Source organism: Microcystis sp. CS-574 (assembly GCF_028329095.1).
GTDB lineage: Bacteria > Cyanobacteriota > Cyanobacteriia > Cyanobacteriales > Microcystaceae > Microcystis > Microcystis ichthyoblabe_A.
In genome coordinates, this window is record NZ_JAQMSY010000172.1 from 1 (window position 1) to 24,849 (window position 24,849).

Sequence of the window (24,849 nt, forward strand, 5' to 3'; positions counted from 1 at the left end):
ATATCAAATCTTAACTTAATTGTCTATCTTTTGGCATTAACCTGTTTGTGCCTTAAGTCCTTCCCTGTATGGATTTCAGCTACTTTTGAGCTTAGGTACTCTCATCGAATTTTATTTTAAGTTAATTATTTGCATAACAATTCCCGAAGAGCCCTATTTTTTCATAATTAGGGGTTTCAAGACCCCCCTAGCTGGTGCCGAGAAAACCTTCACCAGCTAAGTATTTTTACTCAAGTCTCTGGAGGGGGATAGCTTATGTGACAGTTGAGGGTGCGGAATGTGGGTTTGATAATGTACCTTTTGGGCGAACGCAGTTCGCCCCTACATTGTGGACAAAATCCGTTACTGTAGGGGCGCAAGGAACCTGCGCCCTCCGATAGGAGGAGAAATAAGAGGCTGATAGCTTAATGCTATAAATTTTCTTCTACCAAAGCCTCCACCCGTCCTGTTTTCACCGCATCCACCAAAGCGGCGTGATCTCGTTCTGTCTGATCGGCATAAGCGATCGCAAATTCGCCCAGGGCTAGATCGAATTGATCTCCTTTCCCCAAATAACCGCTAATAGTGGCCGCATCTCCAGATTTAGCGTGGGCGCGGGCCAAGGTCCAGCCGCAGAACTCGGCGTAGCGTTGCAGTTGGACGGCCGATACTCCTTCAATGGGTAGGGAAAACTTCATATCCCGCAGTTGCCGTAAATAGAAGTCGTTGCCCCCTCTTCCCCGGGTCCAGCCCAAAAATATGTCGCTAGAGGATTGCATCAATCTCTGGCCTGTAACTACCCGTTGTCCCTGATTTTCGTACTGGCTCTTGGCGGTATAGGGTTCCAGAACCGAAGGGCGGGCTTCCTTAACTTGTAGGATGAGGGGATGGTTATCTTCCGAGAAAAATAGGGCGATATAACATCTGGTGCCGACACTGCCAATGCCTACCACTTTCAGGGCAAAGTCCTCTAACCGGTAGCGATCAAACAGGACTCGGCGTTCCTCCGGCAGGGATTGGCGATAGTCTTCCAGACCCTCACGCACGAGAGTCTCCCAATCCGGTTCGTTGACATGGTAGAGAATAGGCGGCTGATCGACAAAGCGATTGCGTCCCCCGCTTTGGGTGACGATCTTGGGGTAGAGATGTTCGATGATGCGCTCGCGGGCCTTTGTCATCATCTGTTCCCGCAACTTCCGCGTCTTTTCGTCGGGAGCCATCTCGATCGCCTGTTCTGCTCCTATGCGCGTGTACCATACCTCTAAGGGACTGAGGCGAGAATATTCCCGCAGGTGTTCTCGATAGGAACGAGCGCAATTGATCGCCGCTGCCTTCGATTCTCGATCGGATAGATCGCTATCCCTGCCGGCGATGACAAAGCTGACCACGAGACGCTTGAGATCCCATTCCCAAGGTGCGGGCAGGGTTTCGTCGAAATCGTTAATATCGAAGACTAAATTGCGTTCGGGGGTGCCAAAAAATCCGAAGTTCAACAGGTGGCAATCCCCGCAGGCCTGCACGATAATGTCGGTTTTGGGAGTGGTGGCCAGATCGTAGGCCATCAAGGCAGCGGAACCGCGCAGGAAGGTAAAGGGACTCCGCAACATTCGTCCGTAGCGGATGGGAATCAATTCCTGTAATCGCCCCCGATTTGATGCTTCGATGATTTCGATCGGCTCTCGACCAGCTGCGGGGGGTTGCCAGATAGCGTGGCTAGAACGCGGCAATCGCTCCCGCAGGGATTTACCGATCTGGATGCGTTCTTCCCGTGAACGGAATCGAGCTTGAGAGGGTGAGCGGATCGGGGTTTCTATTTGGTGGTTCATAGCGACTTTTTCCCCTGAATGAGATTACATCCCTTGCTGTTAGATGACTAAATGAATACAAGCAATAGGAAATAGATAAGTGTCAATAGTGATGGTTCCCCTTCTGGGATAACTTTCTAACATTTCCCCCCTTAGAGATAGCTTCTGATGCTCGGTTCAACAATTAATCTTCACTCGTTTCTTATCTGGGAAAGATCAACCTCATCAATGATAGATTTTTTTCTGAAATGGCTATCTCTTAAATTTGCTTCACTTTTAGCCCAATGGCAGCTCTACTGTTTCGATTATATCTTGCTCAAAAATTGCTGGCGGGATAATCTTAACAAAATTTTATCTAATGTTCAGCCTTCGGCCAGGGGCTAAAATCTCGCTCTTTTGTCGGGAAAAGGGGGGACTATTCCGGGTTAAAGGTGAAAATTTTCCCCTTGCCCCAGTTCTGTAGGAAGTTTTCTGTTTATTTTTTTGGGTAATGATTTGGTAGTATTAGTTTAAGTCTGTCAACCGAGAATTTACCCCTAGATTGTCTAGGAATGAGCGGTGAAAGTGTCAATATTGAGGCTCGGATGATTGGGGTGAGTTACGATGATGAAACGCCTCGATCGCTTTCTCTAGGGTTGGATAAATACGTTCGGTCGAGATATTCTCGGATAGGTCTCCTTTTTTTAATTGCTGATCTAAATCTTGCTTCATCCGTGCCATGGCGAAAGTAACCATCGTCATATCTTCTCCTGTCATCGAAAATGTCTCGAAAATCTCGCCACCGGATCAACTGCCGGTAGGAATAATTTTTCGCTGGTTTAACCCGGTTTTTTCTAGAACCGAGAAATTTATTCGCCCAAGTCTTAGTCATACCAAATTAAATTGTATTCAGTAAGGATTAGGGGAAATTTTGTTAGAGAAGCAACCCTCTGGGGGGGTTAACTTCTTAAACAATTCATCTACTTTGACTTGTAACGCGCCTAGGTTGATGGGAGCGTCAATTGATAAATATTCTCTAATTTCTTAAGCCATAATTAAAACTCAATAACTTTAACCAGAGGCGGGGATTGTCTTTTTCTAGCCAGCTTTGGGAGTTTTTTAACCATTGGGGAAACCAGGAACCAAAAAACAGATTTTTGACTCCATCAAGGCTAAAATCGAGATAGGAACCCAACCAACGTATTAAATCCTGACTGCCGGCCATTTCTGCTATCCATAACAGTAAAGCTGGGTTTTTTCTGGCCGCTTTAATTGCTAAACGGCTAAAGGTTAACCAATCGGTTTTATCCTTAATAAAGGTTTCAGAAACCTCCGGCGGTTCGTCGGCCAATAAACCGAAAAATGTGTTTAACATGGCGTTAATTCTTTGGGGTGGTAAAGTTTTTCCCGTGGGAACCATCATTCCTTTAGAAAATAACCAAGTTACCGCCACATTACTTTGATAAGCTCGCACATTTTCTAGGTCTTTAGCTGTTAGTAAATCGTGTTTCAAGGCCATATCCAAAAGATGGGTTAAGCGCTCTAAATTACGCACCAAAGAACCGAATCCAGTAAAGATTAACGGTGATTGCAGGGAGGCGGCATCACCGATGGCTAAAATGCGATTAAAGGAGACAACTCTATCTTTTTTTCCTGCGCTAAAATGCCCCGGGATATAACCAAAGGTGGGTTTTTTCCAAGTTAATTTTTCTGGATCACACTGTCGATATTCGGGCAGAATAGTAAAGAAATCTTCGTACATTTCTAACAGAGACCCGGGGTTATCGGGATGGACTTGATGATAGTGAAATAGATAGAAGGTTAATTCTTTTCCTTCCCCCGGAAATAATTCCCAAATTAGTTGTCTGCCTTTAGAAATATCGCCATGAGAATTTAAGACATCGCCATAGTGAGAATCCCACACCACCGGATCGAATCCTTCTACTACTGCCCCCACCGTCGGACAGACACTATCAAAGGCACGCACTCCGTTTAATTGCCAAGCGATGGGGGAAGCAGAACCCATAGCATCAATCAATAAACGGCCTTTTATCTGTTGAATTTCCCCACCATGATTAAGGGTGACAGTAACACTATTGGCGGTAATATCAGCTTTGATAAATTCGGTTTGATCGAGAATTTTACCGCCATGATCCTGTAATTTTTTACCGCAGGATTGCAGCAATTGATCGGAATTAATGGCGATATTTAAAACCGTGGGAGTATGGAGAATCTCCGCCTTCAGATGGGGGGGATTATTGCCATCAAAAAACTTATTAAAGCCATCGATGTATTCTTGGAAGATTAATTTCTCGAATTCTTCGGCCGTAAATAGACCTAAATTAATTAAACTTTGAAACTCCGATCGAGAGATATTCCATTCCCGATTCATCCGTCCGAAAGGCAGTCTTTCTACTAGGAGGACTCGATAACCTAATTTGGCCATCTGTGCCGCATGAATTGCCCCCAAGGCACCACCAATATAAATTAAGTCGTAGGTGATGGGATGATCATTTTCCTCACTGCTAGAGAAAATTACTGGCTGCGGTTGTTGGGGATTTTTGGCACTGTCGCGCCAACGTTTTTCCCACCAATACAAACGTTCTAAATCCGCCTCTCCTTGGGGCATTTTGCGGAAGTAGTGAACCGTTAGGGGATAGTCCGCTTCTAAAGCTGTAAAAATTGAGTGATTTTTTTGATCGATATTTGGTATCGTGTTATACTGCGGCGGAAAACGCTTTTGTAAAGCTCGATCGAGCTGCCGAGTCAGGGATGTTTCTTGATCATGCGATCGCTCACCCCAGCGGAAAACTTTTAAATAAGTAGTCCGTTGCAGCGTCCAGACAAAAATCGACAATTCGATCGCCTCCGATAAGCGCAATCTCACCCCGTTAGGTGTATTTGTCTTGACACCGCTTCTGGGTTGCCAATCGGATTGTAACCAGTGACAAACGGCGATCGAGTCAGGAGTCGGAATTTCTCTGTAAAGTATTTCTCTCATCTTGATTTAGCTGTTAAACCCAAAAATCGTCTGATTACGCTAGACTACACAGAAAGTTTTCTGAAAAAAGTTTAAAAAACTTTACATACCTAGATTAATACACAGCCTACCCCATCTGATTATGAATTATCCCATCCCGAACACCCCCGAAGAAATTGCCGCCCTCCGACAGCGTCCCGTCGATGAGGAGATGATCGCTGCCGTGATTGCGGGAATTATTAGAATGGCCCACGCTCAGGGTCAATCTCTCGATGATCTGACTGAAGAAATTCTCGCAGAAGACCCGATTTTAGATCAAGTGCAACGACGTTGGTTAAGTCAGCTTTTCACTAATGCTTGGCAAAATTTAGCTGGATGGGTGTAATTGAGCGATGGAATGGCTAACAATCACTCTCGCTAGTGTTTTGACCCTGTTAACTCCCGCAGGGGCAATTATTGATACGGTTTTAGCCCATACCCTTCGCTCCCAAGTCCAAAAAGTGGAACAATTGGCCGTGAGGGTCGATAATACTCCCAATTATCAGGTTCTGCAAGGCAAAATCGATCGAGTTCGCATTTCTGCACGGGGAATTTATCCCCTTGCTGGTGTTCGCATTGAGAAGATCGAGCTAGAAACTGAGCCAATTAGCCTCGATTTGCGGCGATTACAGCAAAAAAACAGCAGTTTAGCCGCCGCACTGCGCCGACCGGCTGCGGGAGCATTGCATCTTGTCCTCACGGAAACTAATCTTAATCAAGCTTTACAATCGGCAGCGGTCAAAGAACAAATTCAGACCCTGATTAATAATCTGATTCCCTCTAGGGAAGAATTTGGTAGCACAAAATATCAACTTAGTCAAGCAAATTTTAACTTTCTTAATAATAATCGAGTCGCTCTCAGCCTGCAGCTAGAGACCCAAAGGCCGGACGAACCAGCAGCCACCCTCAATCTGAGCTTAGAAGTGGGATTTAAGCTAGTGCAGGGGCGAAAAATCGAGCTTATTGACCCCACAGCCACTCTTAATGGTCGTCGCATCTCCTCGCGCCTTCTCAAGGGGTTTGCCGAGGGTATATCCACCCAGTTAGATTTAAAAAACTTCGAGAAACAAGGAATTATCGCCCGCCTTCTCCAATTACAGATCGACGATGATAAGCTGAGTATAGCCGCCTTTGGCAGAATTGAACCTCGATCGGGGAACCCCAATTAAATTTAACGGTCGGAAAAGATGAGATGGGAAGTGGGAAGTGGGGAGAATAAAAGCGTTCGACTGATAACTGATAACTGATAACTGATAACTGAATTATGCCTAGTTCTCGCTCTAGTGATAAAATCTCTTTACCTTGGATAATTGGTATCGGCCTCGCTTTATTTACTGCTGGTGGGGCCACTGCTTGGTTTGCCGTCCATCACCTATCTTCCCCCCAGAAAACCAGCGAAAACCCGATTGAATCTCCCAGTCCGGTGCCGATAAGTCAATCGCCAATTTTTGAACCGGTTTCTCCGGGTCCGGTGAAGACAAGTCCGACAGTAACTCCTGCAGCTATTCCTGTTAGGGAAACTCGACAGGTTTATTGGTTAAAAGTGACCGATACGGGTAATCAATTAGTCAGCCAAGAAATTACCGTTCAAAAAGCAGATAGTGACGACCGAGAGTTAATAGCAGTATTGAAGATTCTATTAGCTGGTCCAAGTAATCCTCAGGATATGACTACTATTCCTTCCGGGACTAAATTACTTGATTTAAAAGTAGATAAAACCGGAATTAAGATTAATCTCTCGCGCGAGTTTGGCAATGATGATGGCCCTGATATGTTAATCGGTCGTTTGGCACAAATCATCTATACTACTACTACCGAGGATCCCAATGCCAAAGTCTGGATTCAAGTGGAAGGAAAACCCCTAGAATTATTAGGAGAAGGCCACGGTATTGAAGTTGCCCAACCGATGACTCGTAAGTTTTTTGAGGAGAATTACCAGTTGTAAGTTGTCCGCGCATTTAAATTGTTGTTGCGATAGCGAATTGAGGTTAACTAGGGGGATTACTGGGGGGATAGGGAAAAAGAATTGGATAGGGAATTTTAATTCCTTCTTGCTGATAGCGTCGGTGTAGGAGTTTAATAAATTCGTGTTTAATGGTGAGATGTTGAAAAAATTCTTCTTCTACCACCTTGAGATAAACTGTTAGCACAATGCTATAGTAATCGAATTTGCGGTAAAGGATCAAGGGTTGATAGTTACCGAGGTGAGGTTGCAATAACTGAGCGATTTCTTGCATGACTTCTAGGGTAACTTTTTCGACTTTTTCTAAGTCACTATCGTAACTAATGCCCACTTCCACGGGAATCAGTAGGGAGTGATCTGGTAAACTATAGTTACGGAAACTAGAAGAAATGATCTGAGCATTGGGAATGACCAAAATATTATTGGTAATTTCTTCGATGACTGTGCATCTTAAATCCACATCTCGCACATAACCAGCTTCTCCCGTTTTCAGTTCAATATAATCTCCCGGTCTAACTTTTTTAGAAGTGATAATATTAATCCCTGACATTAAATTAGCTAGGGTATTTTGGAGAGCTAAACCGAGGGAAACACCCCCAATACCAAAGGCAGTAAGCATCGGAGTTATCGAAATGCCAATCGAGCTTAAAATCAGCAAAAAACCGCAGCTAAAAATCAGAACTTTGGCGAGAAATTCAAATAGGGAAGTTAGGGAAGAAATACCATCATCTCCCGTGGTATAAAATCGTAATATTTCCACGGATAATTGAGCAATAGCCCAAGTAGCCGAAGCTAAAAAAGCCACTAGCAGCAATTTTTGGCTCAGGAGAATCAGGTAGGGAAAGAGGGGAAGATTGGGAAGGGAGAGGGCAATATTTAAACCCAAAAGTCCGAACCAAAGTATGCTTAATCCACGAAGGGAACGTAAAACCCCTTCCGAGAAACGCAGGTTTTTTTCTCTGGCAATCGATAAAAGTTGACTGACAACGCGCTTTTCTACGAGCCATCCCAATAGCAGGAAACTGAGGAGGATGGTGATAGGTAGGATAATATAGGGCCAATCTTCCAGTCTGGTTAATAGGTTCATTGCTAGAGGGTTAGAAAAAGATGCAGTTTTGTCTTATATTATTCTCCATTTGCCTATCTCTAGCAGCGGCGGTGGAATTTTCGGGCAAAAAGTTGCAAAATGTAAAGAGAAACTCATCTTTCCTTCGGCGGCCTTCGTGAATAGTCAGTTAGTTAAACCAAAATTCGGGCTTTATCGATTCTTAATGGTTATAATCGTGGGTTTGTTGCTGATTAGCACCTTTTTAATCGCTTTTCATCTGGCTAAGATGTCGGATCCCTACATTAAGGAGGTGTTATCCCGACAAGGTAATGTGAGTCGCGGTTACGAAATCTTTCAAATTAACTGTGCTGCTTGTCACGGTCAGTTTGCTGATGGCATCGTCGGACCAAGTTTAGAGGAGGTTTCCCATCGCAAATCGAGAATTAGTCTGATTGAACAGGTAATTAGTGGTAAAACCCCGCCAATGCCCAAATTTCAGCCCGATCCTCAAGCTATGGCCGATTTATTGGTTTATTTAGAAAAGCTTTCAAAAAACTGACTTGAAAGAGGGTGTGGGGTGTAGGGAAGGAAACCTCTTTCATCTGTGGGGGTGAAAACTTTTTCATCGGGATTTACTCTTGGCTGACGTTGATGGTAAGCTAGGACTCGTTGAAACTGGGTGGAGAGTGACAGGTGGGGAATGGAGAGGTGAGGGAATGGGGAATTTCAACTAAAACCCCAACACCCCCCGCAACGCACACGCAGTGACCACCCCAAAACCCAACCCCTGAGAAACTGATAAATTTTACTTATATAGAAAAATTTTGCTTCTATTTGGGTACGCTAGTAGAGACACTTAACGATAAATACTTATGTCTTGGCATTTCCAAGTTGAACCTGCAATTATGCAAGGGGATTTCTGGCAAGTTAGTCAGTTTTACGAAGAACTGATAGAAAGAGAACCCTTAGAAATTAGTCATTATTGGTATTTAGGATTAGCCTATCTTTTGGAAGCTCGGGAAGAAGAAGCACAAGCTACTTGGTTATTTGTCTTCACTCAAGGAGATGAACAGGAGGTGATGCTGTGGACAGTAGATTTAGTCAATATTTTGGATGGGGAAGCACGCAGACAATTAGAGTTAGGCAATTTAGAAACCAGTTGGTTAATTCGAGGACATATTCGCGAGATTATTCCCGATAATGTTGATAATTTACTGCGGTTTATTTTATTAGCAATTAATTTGAACTATTTCGAGAAAGAGCAGTTAAAAGCTTGGTTATTTGTTGATGTGTTAAAAACAAATAATTTCCAGAGTCTAGAGTTAAGTTTATTAGCAGAAGTTTTAGAAAAATTTATCGATTCTCAGATACCAGAAACCGTCCCTTACTTAGAGTCAATATTTCAATCTAACTATCAGCGACAAACTTTTATCAAAATAGTAGAAGCTAAAGTACCTTCTCTAGCCATTAATAATAAACCATTGGCTATTGATATTATTAATACTTGTTTAGCAGTAGAACCAGAGCAAATTTATCTGTTAGCTGCACTTTATCAATGTTATTTTGATAATCGAGATTTTGCCGCTGCTATCCAAGTAGCTAATCAATTAAAAACAAGTTGTCAAGGGTTTCCTTCTCAAGTTGTAGCTGATTATATTGCTCTTTATGTCAAATTATTTAGTGGTGATTGGGTCGATATTAAGGCAGATACTGAAAAATATACAGAATCCTTGCAAAAAAGTATCACTAATCAAGAATGTCCCAGATTATTGGATGCACCATACCTAACAATTTTATCCCCTCTAGTTTACCTAGAAGATAACCCAAGGAAAAACCGTTATATTAGTAATTGTGTTGGTCAACTTTTTCAGGAATATGTTCGCAATAATTCTAACTGTCATTCTTTGCGAAAATCGACTATTAAGGATACCAATAAAGTTCTGAAAATTGGCTATATTGCCCATACTTTATATAATCATTCTATCGGATTAATCTCTAGATGGTTAATGAAGTATCATGACTATAATGAGTTTCATGTCTCTTTATACCTAGTATCTCAAAAAGAAGATATGATCACTCAAAATGATTTTAAAAATCAGGTAAATGCTTGCTATCACTTACCGATTAATCCTCAAATGATTGCTGAAAAAATTAGTCAAGATAACATTGATGTTTTGGTAGATTTAGACAGTATCACTAATAACGCAACTTGCCAAGTTATGGCACTTAAACCCGCACCAATACAAGTGACTTGGTTAGGTTTTGATGCGTCAGGAATTCCCGCAATTGATTACTATCTTGCTGATAATTACGTTTTACCAGCAGATGCACAGGAATATTACCAAGAAAAAATTTGGCGCTTACCTAATTCCTATATTTGTGTGGATGGTGTCGAGGTTGCTTACCCCTCTCTCCGAAGGGATGATTTAGGGATTCCAGGGGATGCAATTAATTACTTAACCGTACAAACGGGGGTTAAACGTAACCCTGAAATTATTCGACTTCAGCTACAAGTTTTAAAGGCAGTTCCTAATAGTTATTTGAGTATTCAAGGGTTAAGTGATGCTAAATCAGTGGAAAAATTATTTTTCAAAATTGCCGAGGAAGAAGGAATTAATTATGAGAGATTAAAAATCTTACCCCTCTATCCCACAGGAATTTATCGAGCAAATTTAAGGATAGCTGATGTGGTTTTAGATACCTATCCCTTTACGGGAGGAATGACGACTTTAGATGTGCTGTGGATGGGGATTCCTTTAGTTACAAAAGTTGGTCAACAATGGTCATCGAGAAATAGTTATACTTTAATGGTTAATGCGGGAATTAGTGAGGGTATCGCTTGGAGTGATGAGGAGTATATCGACTGGGGGATTAAGTTAGGTAAGGATGAAAACCTGAGACGCAAAGTTATCGCTAAATTAGATGAATCTAGAAAAACTTCCCCGATTTGGAATGCACGTCAGTTTACTAAAGATATGGAAAGCGCCTATCGTCAAATGTGGCAAATCTATTGTGAAAGTTAATCAGGGAGAATTAAATCATGTCTTGGCAAAACGAAGTTAAAACCGCTTTAGAAAACAATCAATACGATATTGTTAGTCAGTTTTACGAAGAACTGATAGAAAGAGAAACCCTAGAAATTAGTCATTATTGGTATCTAGGATTATCCTATCTTTTGCAAGATAGAGAAGAAGACGCACAAGCTACTTGGTTACTGGTGTTGAGTCAAGCAGCTGAATCAGAATTATCGGGGTGGATAGAAACTTTAACTCAAATCTTAGATGCAGAGGCAACCAGACAAGACAATTCCCAAAGACTAGAGACAAGTTATCTAATTCGATTGCATCTACAAAATCTTAATCCTAGTTTTTTAAACAATCTCCTGCATCTGATGGAATTAGAAATACAATTCCAAATTTTTGCGATGGAAAAGTGCCATGATTGGTGTGTATTTGAACTGTTAGAGAATACAGCTACAGCAGCAATTAATCTTGATTTACTGCTGCGAGTGACGGAAAAAGTTTTAATCTACCCCTGTACTGATACCATCCACTTTTTAGAATTAGCAGCCTTACATATCAATAATCCAGAAATAATTGCAACCAAAGTTATATCAGCAATTGTCAATTATGCTTATCAACAAAAGCAAAGTGTATTTGCTATTAATTTGGTAGAGCTTTGTTTGCGCTTTCTCCCAGAGGATTTATACCTACAAAATAGTTTGTTTAATCTTTATAAAACCACCACTGTTGACTATAAAAAATCTCTAGAAATTGCTGATAATTTTTATAAAAGTTGCCAGACAACCACTGAAAAGCTCTTGGGAATTTCTCTGGTGATTGGTATTTTACAAGCTAAGGGAGACTGGGGAAATTTACCTAAATTTATCGATGAATTAATACAACTAATCGAGGGACAAATTAATGCTAAACAATTTAATGCACGTCCTTTTATTATTGACTCTATTTTAGGAGTTACTATCTGTCTTCCCTACTATCAAGATAATCCGAAAATCAATCGCTATTTACAAAGTAAACTAGCAGAAATTTTTCAAGCAGATGTAAGAACCCGCTATAACTATATTGCTCCTGTTTCTTCTCCAAAATCTCCAGCAAGAAAAATAAAAATTGGTTATATTGCCCATACTCTCCGTCGTCATTCTGTGGGTTGGTTAAGTCGCTGGTTATTTCACTATCATAATCGAGATAAATTTGAAATTTACACCTATTTTGTCAACCAAGCAGCGGACGAAATTACTGAAAAATGGTTTATAAATAACTCAGATTATAGCTATAACTTGCCAGCAAAAATTGAACAAATAACTGCCCAAATTCGTCAAGATAACTTAGATATTTTAGTGGATATTGATAGCTTAACCAATAATACAACTTATCTAGTAATGGCCTTAAAACCCGCACCGATACAAGTAACTTGGTTAGGATTAGATGCGTCGGGAATCCCTGCGATTGATTATTTTATTGCCGATAACTACGTTTTACCCGAAAATGCTGAAGAAATTTATTCAGAAAAAATCATCCGACTTCCTAACTCTTATTTATCTGTAGATGGTTTTGAAGTGGGTGTTCCCACTAGGAGAAGAACTGATTTAAATATTCCCGATGACGCTATTATTTATCTGACCGTGCAATCGGGATTAAAACGCACCTTAAACATGATTTATCTGCAATTGCAGATTCTTCAACAGGTTCCTAATAGCTATCTTTTAATCAAAGGTTTTGCCGACAAAGAAACCATTCGAGAATTATTTCTCAAAAGTGCTGACGAATTGGGAATTAGTCAAGATAGATTAAGATTTTTGCCCAATGATTTGCATGAGGAAACCCATCGCGCTAATCTAGGAATTGCTGATATAGTTCTCGATACCTATCCCTATAGTGGTGCTACCACAACCCTAGAAACCCTCTGGATGGGGATTCCTTTAGTCACTAGGGTTGGTGAACAATTTGCAGCCCGTAATAGCTATACTTTTATGAAAAATGCTGGCATTAGTCAGGGTATAGCTTGGAGTGAGGAGGAATATGTGCAGTGGGGAATTAAGCTAGGATTGGATAAAAATTTGCGGGAAGAAGTCCGTTATCAATTACGTCAATCTCGTCACACATCTCCCCTCTGGAATGCCAAACAATTTACCAGAGATTTAGAAACTGCTTATCAACAAATGTGGAATATTTACAGCCTTTCTCATCAAGATGAAGTCTAACCTAATTTGCCATCGCCGACCGAGGACCGACTCTCTTAGGTTTGGTGGGTAAAATGTATTCTAAGATACAGTCCTGCTGGCGAGCGCGTGCAACGAACCACAAAGACACAAAGGACACAAAGATTGAACGCTCCTATATTAAGTTAAACCGATCACACAAAGAATAAGAGAGCCGAGGACTGACTCCCCAAAAGGAGAACTTTGTCCCTCATCATTAAGATAACTGCCATGGTTTGACTCACTCGCTCCCACTGGTATTATGACCACAGATATCATAATAGCTAAAGAAACTGCACGATTAGATACCAAAGTCCCTCACAGATAGAAGATAATCAATATTTATCAGTATTGGAAGCCTTCAGCATGGTTCATTTAACGCCCAATCCTAGCTATAGTTTAAGTCTCAAGATAGAAATCCCCAATCAAGCGGGAACCTTCGCTTCTGTCCTCAATGCGATCGCCGATGTGGGGGGGAATTTAGGGCAAATTTCTCTAATCGAACGCAATTTAAAGATTAGCACCCGCGAGGTGATGGTTGATGCCGCTAGTACCGACCAAGCGGAACAGATTATCGCTGCGGTTAAAGCTCTACCGGATGTTAAACTGCTCAAAGTTTCCGATCGCACCTTCGATCTCCATCGTCGGGGTAAAATCTCCATTGAGAGTCGTATTCCCCTCACCTCCCAAGATGACCTGGCCATGGCCTACACCCCCGGAGTTGGTCGCATCTGCACCGCTATCGCCCACGACCCCGAACTGGTGTACTCATTGACCATCAAGGGCAACACCGTCGCTGTAGTGACCGATGGTAGCGCGGTATTAGGATTAGGAAATCTCGGGCCAGAGGCTGCCTTGCCAGTCATGGAAGGGAAAGCGATGTTATTCAAGGAATTCGCCGGAATTGATGCTTTTCCCATCTGTTTAGCCACCCAGGATCCCGAAGAAATCATCGCAACCGTCAAAAGAATCGCTCCGGTTTTTGGGGGTATTAACCTAGAGGATATCGGCGCTCCACGCTGTTTTGAAATCGAGAAACGTCTGCGAGCGGAATTAAATATTCCCGTTTTCCACGATGATCAACACGGTACAGCGATCGTTTCCCTGGCTGCCCTGATTAATGCCCTCAAATTTGTCAAAAAATCGCTTGATACAGTCAAAATCGTCATTAATGGTGCAGGTGCGGCCGGAATCGCCATCGCTACTCTCTTTAAAACCGCAGGAGCCACAGATATAATCCTCTGTGATTCCCTTGGTATCCTCTCCCAAAACCGGGACGATTTAACCCCAGAAAAACAAGCTTGGGCCGTGGCTGCCAGTGGTAAGCTAGGGGATGCTCTCAAAGGTGCTGATGTCTTCTTGGGGGTGAGCGCACCGGGGGTATTGACTCCCGAAATGGTTAAGGGAATGGCTAAAAATGCGATCGTCTTTGCCATGGCTAATCCGATTCCCGAAATTCAACCGGAATTAATCAATGATTTGGTGGCCGTGGTGGCTACCGGACGCAGCGATTATCCCAATCAGATTAATAATGTTCTCGCTTTCCCCGGATTATTTCGCGGGGCCTTGGACTGTCGCGCTAGGGCAATCACCGATAATATGTATCTGGAAGCGGCCAAAGCGATCGCTTCTCTGATCACTCCTGCTAATCTCAATCGAGAGAATATTATTCCCTCGGTTTTTGATGGTCGTGTAGTTACGGCTGTGGCCGCCGCCGTTCAACACGCTGCTCGTCAAGATGGAGTGGCCGGGGAATAATGTAATTATGGTGCAGGAGGGCAAGTAAACCGTGAAACCGATCGATGATATTCCCGAAGCTTTGCGGGACAACCAGTACACAAAAACTACTAATCCTAATGGTCTAATAGCGATCGTAAGCGGTTTACTTGCTCTAGTGGGAACTGGCCTAATTGCCATAGCAGTCTTGAATCGTCCCCCTGCTACCGTAAAAAAACCGGTTATTAACCCCTCCCCCCTGATTAAAGCCACTCCTAGCCCCATTGAGAACATTCTAGGTCATTTACCCTATCAAGAGGCCCCGGAGACGGAATTAGCCCCTATTACTGGGGATGGTGCTATGCGTTTAAGGAAGGCAGCAGCCAAGGCTTTTATCCAGATGCAGAGTGACGCGAGAAGGTCGGGGGTGATTTTAATGCCGATTTCCGCATTTCGATCGAAAGCAACCCAAGAAAAGCTCTTTTTTGAAGTTAAAAAACAACGCAATCAGCAAACCCGCAAACGAGCAGAAGTGAGCGCACCTCCGGGTTACAGCGAACATCATACCGGTTATGCGATCGATATTGGCGATGGTCACGCTCCCGCAACGAATTTAAGTAGCAGTTTTGCTAATACTGCCGCTTTTCGTTGGTTGCAAAATAACGCTGCCCAGTATAGTTTCGAGTTATCTTTCCCTGAAAATAATCCCCAGGGTATTAATTATGAACCCTGGCACTGGCGTTTTGTCGGGGATAGTCACAGTTTAGAAACTTTTTATAAGGCCCAACAATTAGGAAAACAAAAATAAGATAACCTCTACTCCGATTCTATCTTGTAAGTCATGAACAAATCTTCTTAGCCTACAATTAAAATATTAGAAAGTTTAATCGGGGTTCCTTCTCGAACTAACAGACAGCATCAATGATTGACTGGACTCCCTATCTCAAATCAATCTCGGACTCGGAAAAGTACGCCCAGTGGGAGACATTTTACACCCTCACGGACGTAGAGGGAAAAACACGCCCGTCGAAAACTGCACCTTTAATGGATTTGCAGGTGCAGACGATTGAAAAAGAACGAGAAAACCCGCAAGAAAGAGCAGAAAGACCAGAAAAACCCGAAAGATTCACGGTTTTAGATGGTTTACGCAAGTATGCAACTAATCACGTTCTTTTAAAAGGTCGTCCCGGTTCAGGAAAATCGACCGCTTTAGCCAGATTATTATTAGAAGAATCCGTAGGGGCGCAAAGCTTGCGCCTAAATCAACAAAATCAGGCTAAAATCATTCAAATTCCCATTCTCATCGAATTACGCTTGTATGAAACCTCAATTCTTGATTTAATTTTACAATTCCTGAAACGCCATAAATTAATTATTGATAGTAATACCCTAGAAAGTTGGCTGTTAGAAAATCAGAATTTTAGACCATTATTATTATTTGATGGTATCAATGAATTGCCCTCAGATACTGCACGACAGAATTTAAAAAACTTTCGCCAGCAGTATGCAGAAATTTCGATGATTTTCACCACAAGGGATTTAGGCAGCGACGACTTAGATATTGAAAAAAAGCTGGAAATGCTCCCCCTGACTGGACGACAGATGGAAGATTTTGTCAAGGCCTATTTGCCTGAAAAAGGCGAAGAAATGCTTAAACAGTTGGGAAATCGTCTCAAGGAATTGGGAGAAACCCCCCTGCTTTTGTGGATGCTTTGTTCAGTTTTTGATGATAATCAGAACAAAATTCCTGCTAATTTGGGCTTAGTTTTCCGAGATTTTACAAAAAAAATTGACATACGCAAAGGAGTTAAAATTTCAGAGGATTTGCATCTCTGGCAAAATCGACTACTGCAACATTTGGCGTGGACGATGACAACTGGTGAAAACCCAACGGAGATAAAGTTATCTATTTCTAAGAATCAAGCATAGGAGATATTAATAGAGTTTTTACAGGGCAAAATTTCTTATCCTGATAATACTGCTTTGGAATGGCTAGAAGATTTATTGAAATATCATCTAATTCACCTAGAAGGTAATGATAAAATTGCTTTTCGCCATCAACTGATTCAAGAATATTACACGGCTGAGGAATTAAAGAAAAAGTTACCCCATCTCAGTGATGAGCAGTTACAGTGGGACTATTTGAATTATCTCAAATGGACGGAACCTATGGCGTTGCTGTTGGGGTTATTGGATAATGAAACCCAAGCAAAACGGGTGGTTAAGTTAGGGTTAGAGATTGATTTAAAATTAGGAGCGAGGTTAGCAGGAGAAGTCAACTTTAAGTTTCAAAAGCAGACAGTGGGGTTAGTGCTTGGGTTGGATGTGCCGAAACGGTTTAAGGTGGAGTTATTGGGATTAACAAAGTCTAATCAAGTTGTTAATGAGTTACTCAAGGCTTTAAAAGACTCTGATGAGGATGTTCGTGGGAACGCAGTCGAGGCTTTGGGTAAGATTGGCACAGAAACAGCCATTGCGGGATTACTCAAGGCTTTAAAAGACTCTTATTTTTCTGTTCGTTGGAAGGCAGTCGAGGCTTTGGGTAAGATTGGCACAGAAACAACTATTCCGGGGTTACTCAAGGCTTTAGAAGACTCTGATAAAGATGTTCGTAGCAACGCAGTCGTGGCTTTGTGTAAAATTGGCTCAGAAACAGCCATTGCGGGGTTATTCAAGGTTTTAGAACACTCTGATAAAGATGTTCGTGGGAAGGCAGCCTTCGCTTTGGGTAAAATTGGCTCAGAAACAGCAATTCCTCGGTCACTCAAGGCTTTAGAAAACTCTGATAGGAATGCTCGTAGGAGTGCAGCCTTCGCTTTGGGTAAGATTGGCTCAGAAGAAGGAATTCCGGTGTTACTCAAGGCTTTAGAAGACTCTGATGGGTATGTTCGTTGGAAGGCAGCCGAGGCTTTGGGTAAGATTAGCTCAGAAACAGCCATTCCGGGGTTACTCAAGGCTTTAGAAGACTCTGATAGGTTTGTTCGTTGGAACGCAGCCGAGGCTTTGGGTAAGATTAGCTCAGAAACAGCCATTCCGGGGTTACTCAAGGCTTTAAAAGACTCTAATAGTGCTGTTCGTTGGAATGCAGCCGAGGCTTTGGGTAAGATTGGTTCAGAAACAGCCATTCCGGAGTTACTCAGGGCTTTAAAAGACTCTAATAGTGCTGTTCGTTGGAACGCAGCCGAGGCTTTGGGTAAAATTGGCTCAGAAACAGCCATTGCGGGGTTACTCAAGGCTTTAAAAGACTCTAATGAGTATGTTCGTAGCAACGCAGCCTTCGCTTTGGGTAAAATTGGCTCAGAAACAGCCATTGCGGGGTTACTCAAGGCTTTAGAAGACTCTGATGAGTTGGTTCGTAGGAACGCAGCCTTCGCTTTGGGTGAAATTGGCTCAGAAACAGCCATTGCGGGGTTACTCAAGGCTTTAGAAGACTCTAATAAAGATGTTCGTAAGAACGCAGCCGAGGCTTTGGGTAAGATTGGCTCAGAAGCGGCGATGACTGAACTTATCAAATGCCTAAAAAATCCTGATTTTGTCACATTAAATAATGGCAATACTCTCTCTCTAGCTAGAGAAGCACTAGACATAATTCAAAACAAACTTAAATACTATCACCCCCTCTCCCAACCCATGAATCAACAAGTTTACATCTCCTATAACTGGCAGGAAGACAGCAAGGAAATGGCTAATCAACTCGTCGAAGCTTTTGCCGCTAAAGGAATTGAGATTATTCGGGATAAAACCCACACCAGCTATAAAGACTCCATCAAAAACTTTATGCAGCAAATTGGACAGGGGAAATGTGTCGTCGTCGTCATCAGCGATAGATACTTAAAATCAGAAAACTGTATGTTTGAATTAGTAGAAATTGCCAGAAATGGTGACTTTTATAAAAGAATATTCCCGATTATTTTACCAGATGCCAGAAGAATTCATAAAGCCATCGAAAGATTACAATATATCCGACATTGGGAAGGACGTATTCAAGAATTAGAAAATGCCATGCACTCAGGCGGTTTAGCCAATCTGCAAGGCATTACCGATGACCTCAATTTATACACCGAAATCCGCCACCGCATCGCCTCCCTAACCGACATTCTTAAAGATATGAAGACTCTCGATATCAACTTACACGGCCAATCGGAATTTGCAGCTATGATTGAAGCAGTAGAAACTAAACTTGCAGAGGATGGTCAAAATATTCCTGCTTCTTCTGAAAAAAACGCATCCCTATCATCTATTACCTATGATTTCAGAGGAGCTACTATTGGCAATTTAGCTCATAATGTGCAAGGAAGCCAACAGAATTATCCCCAGCAACCTAATAACAATAACCCAGAGGAAAAATAACATGGTTCAGCAACTTAATAACACCCAAATCGCCATCAATACTTTATTGAATAAACTCAACGATTCTCTCCCCCAGATCCGCGCTAAAGCTGCCGAAGCTTTGGGCAAAATTGGCAATAGCAGCCTTGCCGACACCTTAGTATCCCATTTAATAGGAGAAAATGATCTTAATGTTCGCCTAAATCTGATTCGAGCTTTAGGAGAAATTGGCAATGAATCCGCAATTCCTTATCTAGCTTCCTGCTTATCTGATACTAATCCCGATATTCGGATAATCACGGCGGAATCTCTCGGAAAAATTGGTGGTGAAAAAGCAATATCCTATCTCATTCAATCCCTACAAGATACGGAAGTAAAAGTTCGTGTCACAGCCACAATTGCTTTAGGTGAAATTGGACTAGAAGATGTTATTCCTTATCTAGTAAATGTTTGTTACGATGAAGATGATAGCGTTCGTTTCAGTGCTGTTGATGCCCTCGGTAAAATTGGCTCTCGTTATGCAGTAAACTGATATGAAATTGAGTACAGAATCCCTCGATTTAGTTATCAGAACTCTTGCCAAAAGACTATTCACAGACAAGAATCCAAGTATTCGGATTAAAGCCGCTCAATCCTTAGCTAAACTTGCCACCGAAAAAGCCATTCCCACTCTATGCCAAGCCCTAGAAATTGAAGCCGATCTTAATGTCAGTTTTGCCATTATGGATGCTATAATTATCATCAGTAATCTTCAATCTTTTAATCCTATGTCAGAAACTCCTAAATATGACCTTCGTGGAGCAAATATTGCTAACTTTGCCGATACGGTGCAAGGAGATCAAAAAGCAGTTCAACATAATTACGCCACACCCCAAAATTTAGCCGAAGCCGCCCAAGAAATCCAACAACTTATCAGCCAACTTACCCAAACTTATCCCACTAATACCGAAGTTGAAAAACAAACTTTTGTCGCACAAGTTGACGCAGAAATCAAGAAAAATTCTCGTCTAAGAAGCATTTTAATCCCGGGAGGAATTGAATTAATTAAAATTCTCTGTCCTCCCCTCGGTATTCCCATTGAAATGGGTAAAAAATGGCTAGAAACTGCCAGTTTAAGTGATTAAACAAAGCATCTCAATCTTATTAGTTAGAAACGATTAAATCGGAATTATTCCATGATCAACATGATTTAAATCTATCAATTGTATAGATCGATCACCTCAAATGCTTGGGAATCGTTAATTCGATAAAAGAAAAAATTAGAATCGAAGGTTAAAAGGCGTTGCATGGCGTTGCTGATTTGAGATATGAATCTTCTCTTGTGGGATTTTTAAAACCTAGATCCAAACTAACTTTTGGATACGATGCACAGTTGGCATTCATACCTTGATTCTGCAACGCCCAGTTTCAATCAATGTGCATGGTGTGTTCCCCAAAAATCGATCAGTGGAGCAGTAGGACTTGCATTAGGGAACGCACCCTACAAGATCGGCGTACTGCTACGCAGTGCCTTTGGCATCGCACTAGGCTTTAGCTTTTAAAGGAAATCTCTCAGGATTTTTAATAATTTCTTTGCTTAAATCTACATCTAAATCTGGCCAATAAAAATGATTAGGAAAAGGCTCTTGTATATTTAAAATTTGTCTAATAGGGACATCTTCAAACCAAGGAAAATCTTGATAGGAAAGAAACATTTCTTCATCGTTTGCCAGAATCCATATTCCATGGGAAGAAATATGAGTTACTTCAGCTTGAGAAGTGTTTTGTCCAAGCATTTCTAAGTTCATTTTGTCGTTCCTCAATAATAGTTTCTATCGCTTGAAGTTGTTTTCGAGATAGGTTATGATTACGAGCTAATTCAATTTGTGGTTCCAGCCAAAATTTAGCTTCTCCTTCTGCACAATGAACATTAACGTGCATTCTTGTTTCTTCCCGGGAAAAGAAAAGATAACCTTACTAAGGTATAAATAGCTGTAAATGCACTTAGAAAATAAATCAAATAATAAAATCTTGCAGCTTGAATATAAGGGAGCTTATTTTTAAGTACTTCAAGGCGAGTTAATATTTTTACGCTTGAGTATATAAAGACACAAAAGGGAAATAATAGTATTGTTACTCCTGCCATCCGATCTACCCAACCACTTTTAGGGTCAATCAGAAGAGGAGCAATTAAAGTAACATCTATGTAATTACTGGAAGCTTTTAATTGTTGAGTAATTGCTCGACGCAGACGTGTTAATCCTTGTAACTGTGCTGTCACAACAACAAAGCCACAAGCAACCCCTACTGGAAAAAGAGCAGTCACTTCAGCAGTTGATATTGGTACTTTGCCCCAGCTAGTTGTAATTTCTGATAAGCGATCTTCTAGTTTAGATTTTTCAGGTTTAGTACATTGAGGATTTTCTCGACAAGCTTCTTGGTTGCCCAAAAGAGTTATGTATGGAAAGAAAATTAGGAAGAAGAAAACAAGTGTGCCGACTAATAGTAGAGCTAACGACAGTCGAAAACGATGAAGTTTTTCCTCATACAATTTCAAAAGCCTATCCAAATAAGCAGTTGTCTCAGTATTACTCATACTAGCTCCCTATATTAACCCCAAGAGCGTGTTAGCCAGATTAGCTTACTGCAAACAATCTCCTTTAAGGAAACTTATCACAGAAGCTTTCCGGAATCATAGCAAAGATTCTTAGATATGACTGCACTTTGTCACAAAATTTCACTATTATTTCGGGTGCGGTGATTTGTTAGGTTTCTTGGTTCACAACTTCTTTAACAATTGGTCATACGGCTCTTCTAGGTTCTGTGTGATAAGTTTAACTTACTATATGATCGATCGATCTTTGTGTCCTTTGTGTCTTTGTGGTTCGTTCCACCCCCTCGCTCTTGAGAAATGTATCTTAGAATACATTTTACCCACCAAACCTGGGAGAGCCGTCATACTCTGGGTGAGAGCCTATCCAAAACCAAACAATTACATTCTTACTCTTGATTCTTCCCTTGCGCTCTCCAACCTATACCGACTCTGATTGACCAGATCTGGTCTTCTTGATTGACCTCCTTAAATTCTAAGCTTGGATGACTTGGGTTATCTTTCCATAACTTGTAATTTTTTCTGGCTGTTCTTTTCACTCTTTCTGGTAGCTGTTGAAATAAGCCGACGAAATCTGGATTTAGTTCCGACTTCATAGCTGATCAAATCCCATTTCTTCAGTCTGTCCGTTTTCTGAATCCGCAATAGCTTTCTGAGCAAGTTCTTTGAGAATTAAGCTGTCTTGGGGTTTAGATAATGTTTCTTGCCATTGGATTTCATTTTCGATGTCTTCAATAAACTGCTCTGCCAGTTCGTCTTGAATTGCTTCTGGCAGTTCTTGAGCTTTTTGTACGGCTTTACTTAGAAGTGTTGATAACATTTTTTCTCTTCTCTTCTCTTGAAAATATAACTAGATATTATAGGTCAACTTTCTGCATAACAATCTCCAGAGTAACGATATTGGTCAACTATCGCCAGAACTTTTCCCTATATCAAGCCCAAAAGCTTGTTAGCCAGATTAGCATCTTGCCAAAAACCCTGTTTAACTAAATTCCTGACAATTAGGCTTATTCTAGCGATGATTCTTAGATATGACCGCACCTCTTGACAAAAATTGATAATTATTCGACCTTTAGCGATCGCTATCGGGGGATAATTGTTTTTTGTTACAGCAGTGTGGAGAAGGGAGCGGGTTTTTCAAGTGGGATTGGGAGTTAATCATGCTATTAAAAACCGATTCAGTATAACGGCTAAGATAAGCGGCGGCAGAGGACGTCTAACTCAGCACCAATATCTCCTGACCTTCCGCTGAATTTGAATTGTTAGGTGTCTTGCATACGCTTCAAAATCTCATCTAGTGTTAAGTCTTTGAATAGACTTTCGCGTTCTTCTGTATAGTTGCCATACCCAGTTGAAAACTGATTTAGAAAACGTACTGTACTGGCAATGCCAATTTCTTTAGATAGGACTTGAATTGCTTGCTGCGTAATTTCGCTCAGGGATTTTGTTTGACTGCTCATTGCGATAGCTCCGTAATCAGTTCAAGAGGAGAAACAACTTTGGTCTGCAAAGTATCAACTTCTTTAGCCCGTCTCAAAAATCTATCGTCGCATGTACAGAAATAATTTGCTTCTGCCTCAACCGAAAAAGCTAAATGCAATGCATCAAGTGGTTTGATACCTGAGTTGACAAACACTTGCGCTTGTTCTTCGATTTGCTTATTTGGTTGGAGAAATAAGTCTGCCTTCGATAACGCTTCTAAAATATATGCTTTTCTTGGAGAAGGCGTAATTTGTTCAGCTTCAAACATTAAGGCTTGTGAAGAAACTAACTCAAATTGCCCAGCTTCCCACAATGAGATGACATTGAGAATAGCCTCAGCTTCAACAGCAACTCGAATTTGCGTCTTGGTATCAAGTGGGCGTTGCAAGCTGCACATATCAAAATAAATCCTCATAATACAAAATTGCCACACCCCTCAAGCCAAAAGTTTTACCCCATAGAATTACCATTATATAGGGGATCTCTCTAATTATATGCCCCCATAGCTTTACAGAGTTCTTCAATCATAAGCTCTACAGCTGCTGTTCCACCAACAACACTTGATAAAATTTCCACCACTACTGCCTCTGAAAGACCAGTAGCCGCAGCAATCACAGCAACTTCTGGAATAAGGGCAAGTCCGCCAGTAGCAACTGCCGCCGCAATTGCAGCAGCAATGACTGCGCCCAAGCCTACGTTTAGCCCAATTTTACAAGACCAACATTTGGCAGCATCCCCTAGAGAGGCTGCAAGTTCAGGATGCTCAAATGCTAAGTTCGTTCTTGCCATAAGATAGCGGGCGCTTTCAGATGTAGTCATGCTTAAGTCCCCAGTAAATTTGTTCAATTCATGATTTCGGACAAAAGAGAGAGTGGAGGGTGTTCAAACGCCTAACCACATATTATAGGTCAACTTTCTGTATAACAATCTCCAGAGTAACGATATGGGTCAACTATCGCCAGAACTTTTCCCTATATCACGCCCAAAAGCTTGTTAGCCAGATTAGTATATTGCCAAAAACCTTGTTTAACTAAATTCCTGACAATTAGGCTCATTCTTTCTAGCGATGATTCTTAGATCTGACCGCACCTCTTGACAAAAATTGATAATTATTCGACCTTTAGCGATCGCTATCGGGGGATAATTGTTTTTTGTTACAGCAATATGAAGCAGCCCAACTGATGGCTATATTTCCAGATTATCGCCCGCAGGAAACCAATAATTGCCGATGATAAATTTGTCGTCGCCGTCGGGGGTGAACAGGCTATCACCACAAGAGTAGTACAAGATTACCAGCAAGCTTAATCGGAACCTTTTACCGTGGTTCAAATTGATGCCCATGGCGATATGAGTTTTGAGTACGAAGGCTCCCACCATAACCACGCCTGTGTGATGCGTCGGGTGTTAGAAATGGGTTTACCGACTTTACCCGTGGGAATTCGGGCTATTTGTCGAGAAGAAACAGCAGATTCCCGTGATTTGGGCTCGAGATATCCTCAGGGATGCGGAGTTATGCTGCTTTCGCCAACACAACTTTCAGGAGCCTGCAACTTCAATCACTTCTCCTGGAGAGACTTTATCTAATAGTTACTAATTCTGTAGGCAAATATTGCATCTAGAATTAGCTTTGTACGCTTTGACCCGTACTGGGTTAACTACGAACCTCTCTATCGGATTCCCGCTAAAGGCGGCCTCTCCGACTACCTTTCTTCCAATATTTA

At 41.6% G+C, this 24,849-nt stretch carries 21 protein-coding genes and 4 pseudogenes; 13 read left to right on the top strand and 12 right to left on the bottom strand.

What is annotated here, in order from left to right; genetic code table 11:
• Positions 1 to 410 precede the first annotated feature (410 nt).
• From PN470_RS13775 to PN470_RS13785, 3 genes are all read right to left on the bottom strand, one after another.
• The gene (locus PN470_RS13775; protein ID WP_272104691.1) at positions 411 to 1,805 is read right to left on the bottom strand and encodes a DUF2252 domain-containing protein; all 1,395 of its coding nucleotides are present in this window, start codon (positions 1,803 to 1,805) and stop codon (positions 411 to 413) included.
• Between the two features lie 546 nt (positions 1,806 to 2,351).
• Positions 2,352 to 2,525, bottom strand: a complete 174-nt coding sequence (locus PN470_RS13780; RefSeq protein ID WP_002774196.1) for a hypothetical protein — start codon at positions 2,523 to 2,525, stop codon at positions 2,352 to 2,354.
• Positions 2,526 to 2,799: 274 nt separating this feature from the next.
• Positions 2,800 to 4,764, bottom strand: a complete 1,965-nt coding sequence (locus PN470_RS13785) for a flavin-dependent dehydrogenase (RefSeq protein ID WP_272104692.1) — start codon at positions 4,762 to 4,764, stop codon at positions 2,800 to 2,802.
• Between the two features lie 121 nt (positions 4,765 to 4,885).
• On the opposite strand from PN470_RS13785, the gene PN470_RS13790 reads away from it, so the two are divergent.
• The 3 genes from PN470_RS13790 (at position 4,886) to PN470_RS13800 (ending at position 6,727) form a co-directional block, all read left to right on the top strand.
• Positions 4,886 to 5,128 carry a hypothetical protein gene (locus PN470_RS13790; protein ID WP_002754017.1) on the top strand — a complete coding sequence of 81 codons (243 nt, stop codon included), beginning with the start codon at positions 4,886 to 4,888 and terminating at the stop codon, positions 5,126 to 5,128.
• 7 nt (positions 5,129 to 5,135) lie between these two features.
• A complete protein-coding gene (locus tag PN470_RS13795; protein ID WP_002744047.1) occupies positions 5,136 to 5,951 on the top strand; it encodes an LmeA family phospholipid-binding protein in 816 nt (271 codons plus the stop codon).
• Between the two features lie 95 nt (positions 5,952 to 6,046).
• Positions 6,047 to 6,727 (top strand): GerMN domain-containing protein, encoded by a 681-nt coding sequence (locus PN470_RS13800; RefSeq protein WP_002736116.1) that lies wholly within the window; start codon positions 6,047 to 6,049, stop codon positions 6,725 to 6,727.
• 43 nt (positions 6,728 to 6,770) lie between these two features.
• Here the strand turns inward: PN470_RS13800 and PN470_RS13805 are convergent, their stop codons facing one another.
• Positions 6,771 to 7,832 (bottom strand): mechanosensitive ion channel family protein, encoded by a 1,062-nt coding sequence (locus PN470_RS13805; protein ID WP_272104693.1) that lies wholly within the window; start codon positions 7,830 to 7,832, stop codon positions 6,771 to 6,773.
• A gap of 28 nt (positions 7,833 to 7,860) precedes the next feature.
• Here PN470_RS13805 and PN470_RS13810 point away from each other — a divergent pair, with 28 nt between their 5' ends.
• The 8 genes and pseudogenes from PN470_RS13810 (at position 7,861) to PN470_RS13845 (ending at position 20,180) form a co-directional block, all read left to right on the top strand.
• The gene (locus tag PN470_RS13810) at positions 7,861 to 8,352 is read left to right on the top strand and encodes a c-type cytochrome (RefSeq protein WP_002790853.1); all 492 of its coding nucleotides are present in this window, start codon (positions 7,861 to 7,863) and stop codon (positions 8,350 to 8,352) included.
• Positions 8,353 to 8,665: 313 nt separating this feature from the next.
• Positions 8,666 to 10,816, top strand: a complete 2,151-nt coding sequence (locus PN470_RS13815; protein ID WP_272104694.1) for an O-linked N-acetylglucosamine transferase, SPINDLY family protein — start codon at positions 8,666 to 8,668, stop codon at positions 10,814 to 10,816.
• 17 nt (positions 10,817 to 10,833) lie between these two features.
• Positions 10,834 to 13,014 carry an O-linked N-acetylglucosamine transferase, SPINDLY family protein gene (locus PN470_RS13820; protein ID WP_272104695.1) on the top strand — a complete coding sequence of 727 codons (2,181 nt, stop codon included), beginning with the start codon at positions 10,834 to 10,836 and terminating at the stop codon, positions 13,012 to 13,014.
• Positions 13,015 to 13,377: 363 nt separating this feature from the next.
• Complete coding sequence (locus PN470_RS13825; protein ID WP_272104696.1) at positions 13,378 to 14,769, top strand: NAD-dependent malic enzyme; 1,392 nt, start codon at positions 13,378 to 13,380, stop codon at positions 14,767 to 14,769.
• Positions 14,770 to 14,800: 31 nt separating this feature from the next.
• Entirely contained in the window at positions 14,801 to 15,535 is a 735-nt protein-coding gene (locus tag PN470_RS13830) for a M15 family metallopeptidase (protein WP_271937134.1), read from the top strand.
• 113 nt (positions 15,536 to 15,648) lie between these two features.
• Positions 15,649 to 19,077: pseudogene (locus tag PN470_RS13835) on the top strand (HEAT repeat domain-containing protein).
• A gap of 1 nt (position 19,078) precedes the next feature.
• Positions 19,079 to 19,588 (top strand): HEAT repeat domain-containing protein, encoded by a 510-nt coding sequence (locus tag PN470_RS13840; protein WP_272104697.1) that lies wholly within the window; start codon positions 19,079 to 19,081, stop codon positions 19,586 to 19,588.
• A 1-nt stretch (position 19,589) separates the two neighbouring features.
• Positions 19,590 to 20,180 carry a HEAT repeat domain-containing protein gene (locus PN470_RS13845; RefSeq protein WP_272104698.1) on the top strand — a complete coding sequence of 197 codons (591 nt, stop codon included), beginning with the start codon at positions 19,590 to 19,592 and terminating at the stop codon, positions 20,178 to 20,180.
• Between the two features lie 399 nt (positions 20,181 to 20,579).
• Here the strand turns inward: PN470_RS13845 and PN470_RS13850 are convergent, their stop codons facing one another.
• The 3 genes from PN470_RS13850 to PN470_RS13860 are packed head-to-tail and all read right to left on the bottom strand — an operon-like array spanning position 20,580 to position 21,631.
• Positions 20,580 to 20,843, bottom strand: coding sequence for a DUF2442 domain-containing protein (locus PN470_RS13850; protein ID WP_002750222.1), 264 nt, complete (start codon positions 20,841 to 20,843; stop codon positions 20,580 to 20,582).
• Positions 20,803 to 20,976 (bottom strand): DUF4160 domain-containing protein, encoded by a 174-nt coding sequence (locus tag PN470_RS13855; protein WP_002750224.1) that lies wholly within the window; start codon positions 20,974 to 20,976, stop codon positions 20,803 to 20,805. The genes PN470_RS13850 and PN470_RS13855 overlap by 41 nt, the downstream gene beginning before the upstream one ends.
• Entirely contained in the window at positions 20,966 to 21,631 is a 666-nt protein-coding gene (locus PN470_RS13860) for a hypothetical protein (RefSeq protein WP_069473759.1), read from the bottom strand. Before PN470_RS13860 ends, PN470_RS13855 begins: the two co-directional genes overlap by 11 nt.
• 229 nt (positions 21,632 to 21,860) lie before the next feature.
• Here PN470_RS13860 and PN470_RS22375 point away from each other — a divergent pair.
• Positions 21,861 to 22,045, top strand: a pseudogene (locus tag PN470_RS22375) (hypothetical protein).
• Here the strand turns inward: PN470_RS22375 and PN470_RS13865 are convergent.
• The 5 genes and pseudogenes from PN470_RS13865 to PN470_RS13885 all read right to left on the bottom strand — a co-directional run bounded on the left by PN470_RS13865 (position 21,966) and on the right by PN470_RS13885 (position 23,947).
• Positions 21,966 to 22,242 (bottom strand): annotated as a pseudogene (locus PN470_RS13865) (ParE family toxin-like protein). The pseudogenes PN470_RS22375 and PN470_RS13865 overlap by 80 nt on opposite strands.
• Positions 22,239 to 22,466, bottom strand: a complete 228-nt coding sequence (locus tag PN470_RS13870; RefSeq protein WP_002735396.1) for a hypothetical protein — start codon at positions 22,464 to 22,466, stop codon at positions 22,239 to 22,241. The pseudogene PN470_RS13865 and the gene PN470_RS13870 overlap by 4 nt, the downstream one beginning before the upstream one ends.
• A 442-nt stretch (positions 22,467 to 22,908) precedes the next feature.
• Positions 22,909 to 23,106 (bottom strand): hypothetical protein, encoded by a 198-nt coding sequence (locus tag PN470_RS13875; RefSeq protein ID WP_002750230.1) that lies wholly within the window; start codon positions 23,104 to 23,106, stop codon positions 22,909 to 22,911.
• Positions 23,103 to 23,543: a PIN domain-containing protein gene (locus tag PN470_RS13880; protein WP_259679044.1), complete on the bottom strand. Its 441-nt coding sequence runs from the start codon at positions 23,541 to 23,543 to the stop codon at positions 23,103 to 23,105. The genes PN470_RS13875 and PN470_RS13880 overlap by 4 nt, the downstream gene beginning before the upstream one ends.
• A 71-nt stretch (positions 23,544 to 23,614) precedes the next feature.
• Positions 23,615 to 23,947, bottom strand: coding sequence for a hypothetical protein (locus PN470_RS13885; RefSeq protein ID WP_002750232.1), 333 nt, complete (start codon positions 23,945 to 23,947; stop codon positions 23,615 to 23,617).
• Between the two features lie 399 nt (positions 23,948 to 24,346).
• Here PN470_RS13885 and PN470_RS13890 point away from each other — a divergent pair.
• Positions 24,347 to 24,632 (top strand): annotated as a pseudogene (locus tag PN470_RS13890) (arginase family protein); the annotation flags it as partial.
• Positions 24,633 to 24,849 lie beyond the last annotated feature (217 nt).

Bases quoted from the DNA above. Each gene is read 5' to 3' on its own strand.
- PN470_RS13775 (WP_272104691.1), bottom strand. From the start codon at position 1,805: ATGAACCACCAAATAGAAACCCCGATCCGCTCACCCTCTCAAGCTCGA.
- PN470_RS13780 (WP_002774196.1), bottom strand. From the start codon at position 2,525: ATGACGATGGTTACTTTCGCCATGGCACGGATGAAGCAAGATTTAGAT.
- PN470_RS13785 (WP_272104692.1), bottom strand. From the start codon at position 4,764: ATGAGAGAAATACTTTACAGAGAAATTCCGACTCCTGACTCGATCGCC.
- PN470_RS13790 (WP_002754017.1), top strand. From the start codon at position 4,886: ATGAATTATCCCATCCCGAACACCCCCGAAGAAATTGCCGCCCTCCGA.
- PN470_RS13795 (WP_002744047.1), top strand. From the start codon at position 5,136: ATGGAATGGCTAACAATCACTCTCGCTAGTGTTTTGACCCTGTTAACT.
- PN470_RS13800 (WP_002736116.1), top strand. From the start codon at position 6,047: ATGCCTAGTTCTCGCTCTAGTGATAAAATCTCTTTACCTTGGATAATT.
- PN470_RS13805 (WP_272104693.1), bottom strand. From the start codon at position 7,832: ATGAACCTATTAACCAGACTGGAAGATTGGCCCTATATTATCCTACCT.
- PN470_RS13815 (WP_272104694.1), top strand. From the start codon at position 8,666: ATGTCTTGGCATTTCCAAGTTGAACCTGCAATTATGCAAGGGGATTTC.
- PN470_RS13820 (WP_272104695.1), top strand. From the start codon at position 10,834: ATGTCTTGGCAAAACGAAGTTAAAACCGCTTTAGAAAACAATCAATAC.
- PN470_RS13825 (WP_272104696.1), top strand. From the start codon at position 13,378: ATGGTTCATTTAACGCCCAATCCTAGCTATAGTTTAAGTCTCAAGATA.
- PN470_RS13840 (WP_272104697.1), top strand. From the start codon at position 19,079: ATGGTTCAGCAACTTAATAACACCCAAATCGCCATCAATACTTTATTG.
- PN470_RS13845 (WP_272104698.1), top strand. From the start codon at position 19,590: ATGAAATTGAGTACAGAATCCCTCGATTTAGTTATCAGAACTCTTGCC.
- PN470_RS13850 (WP_002750222.1), bottom strand. From the start codon at position 20,843: ATGAACTTAGAAATGCTTGGACAAAACACTTCTCAAGCTGAAGTAACT.
- PN470_RS13855 (WP_002750224.1), bottom strand. From the start codon at position 20,976: ATGCACGTTAATGTTCATTGTGCAGAAGGAGAAGCTAAATTTTGGCTG.
- PN470_RS13860 (WP_069473759.1), bottom strand. From the start codon at position 21,631: ATGAGTAATACTGAGACAACTGCTTATTTGGATAGGCTTTTGAAATTG.
- PN470_RS13870 (WP_002735396.1), bottom strand. From the start codon at position 22,466: ATGTTATCAACACTTCTAAGTAAAGCCGTACAAAAAGCTCAAGAACTG.
- PN470_RS13875 (WP_002750230.1), bottom strand. From the start codon at position 23,106: ATGAGCAGTCAAACAAAATCCCTGAGCGAAATTACGCAGCAAGCAATT.
- PN470_RS13880 (WP_259679044.1), bottom strand. From the start codon at position 23,543: ATGAGGATTTATTTTGATATGTGCAGCTTGCAACGCCCACTTGATACC.
- PN470_RS13885 (WP_002750232.1), bottom strand. From the start codon at position 23,947: ATGACTACATCTGAAAGCGCCCGCTATCTTATGGCAAGAACGAACTTA.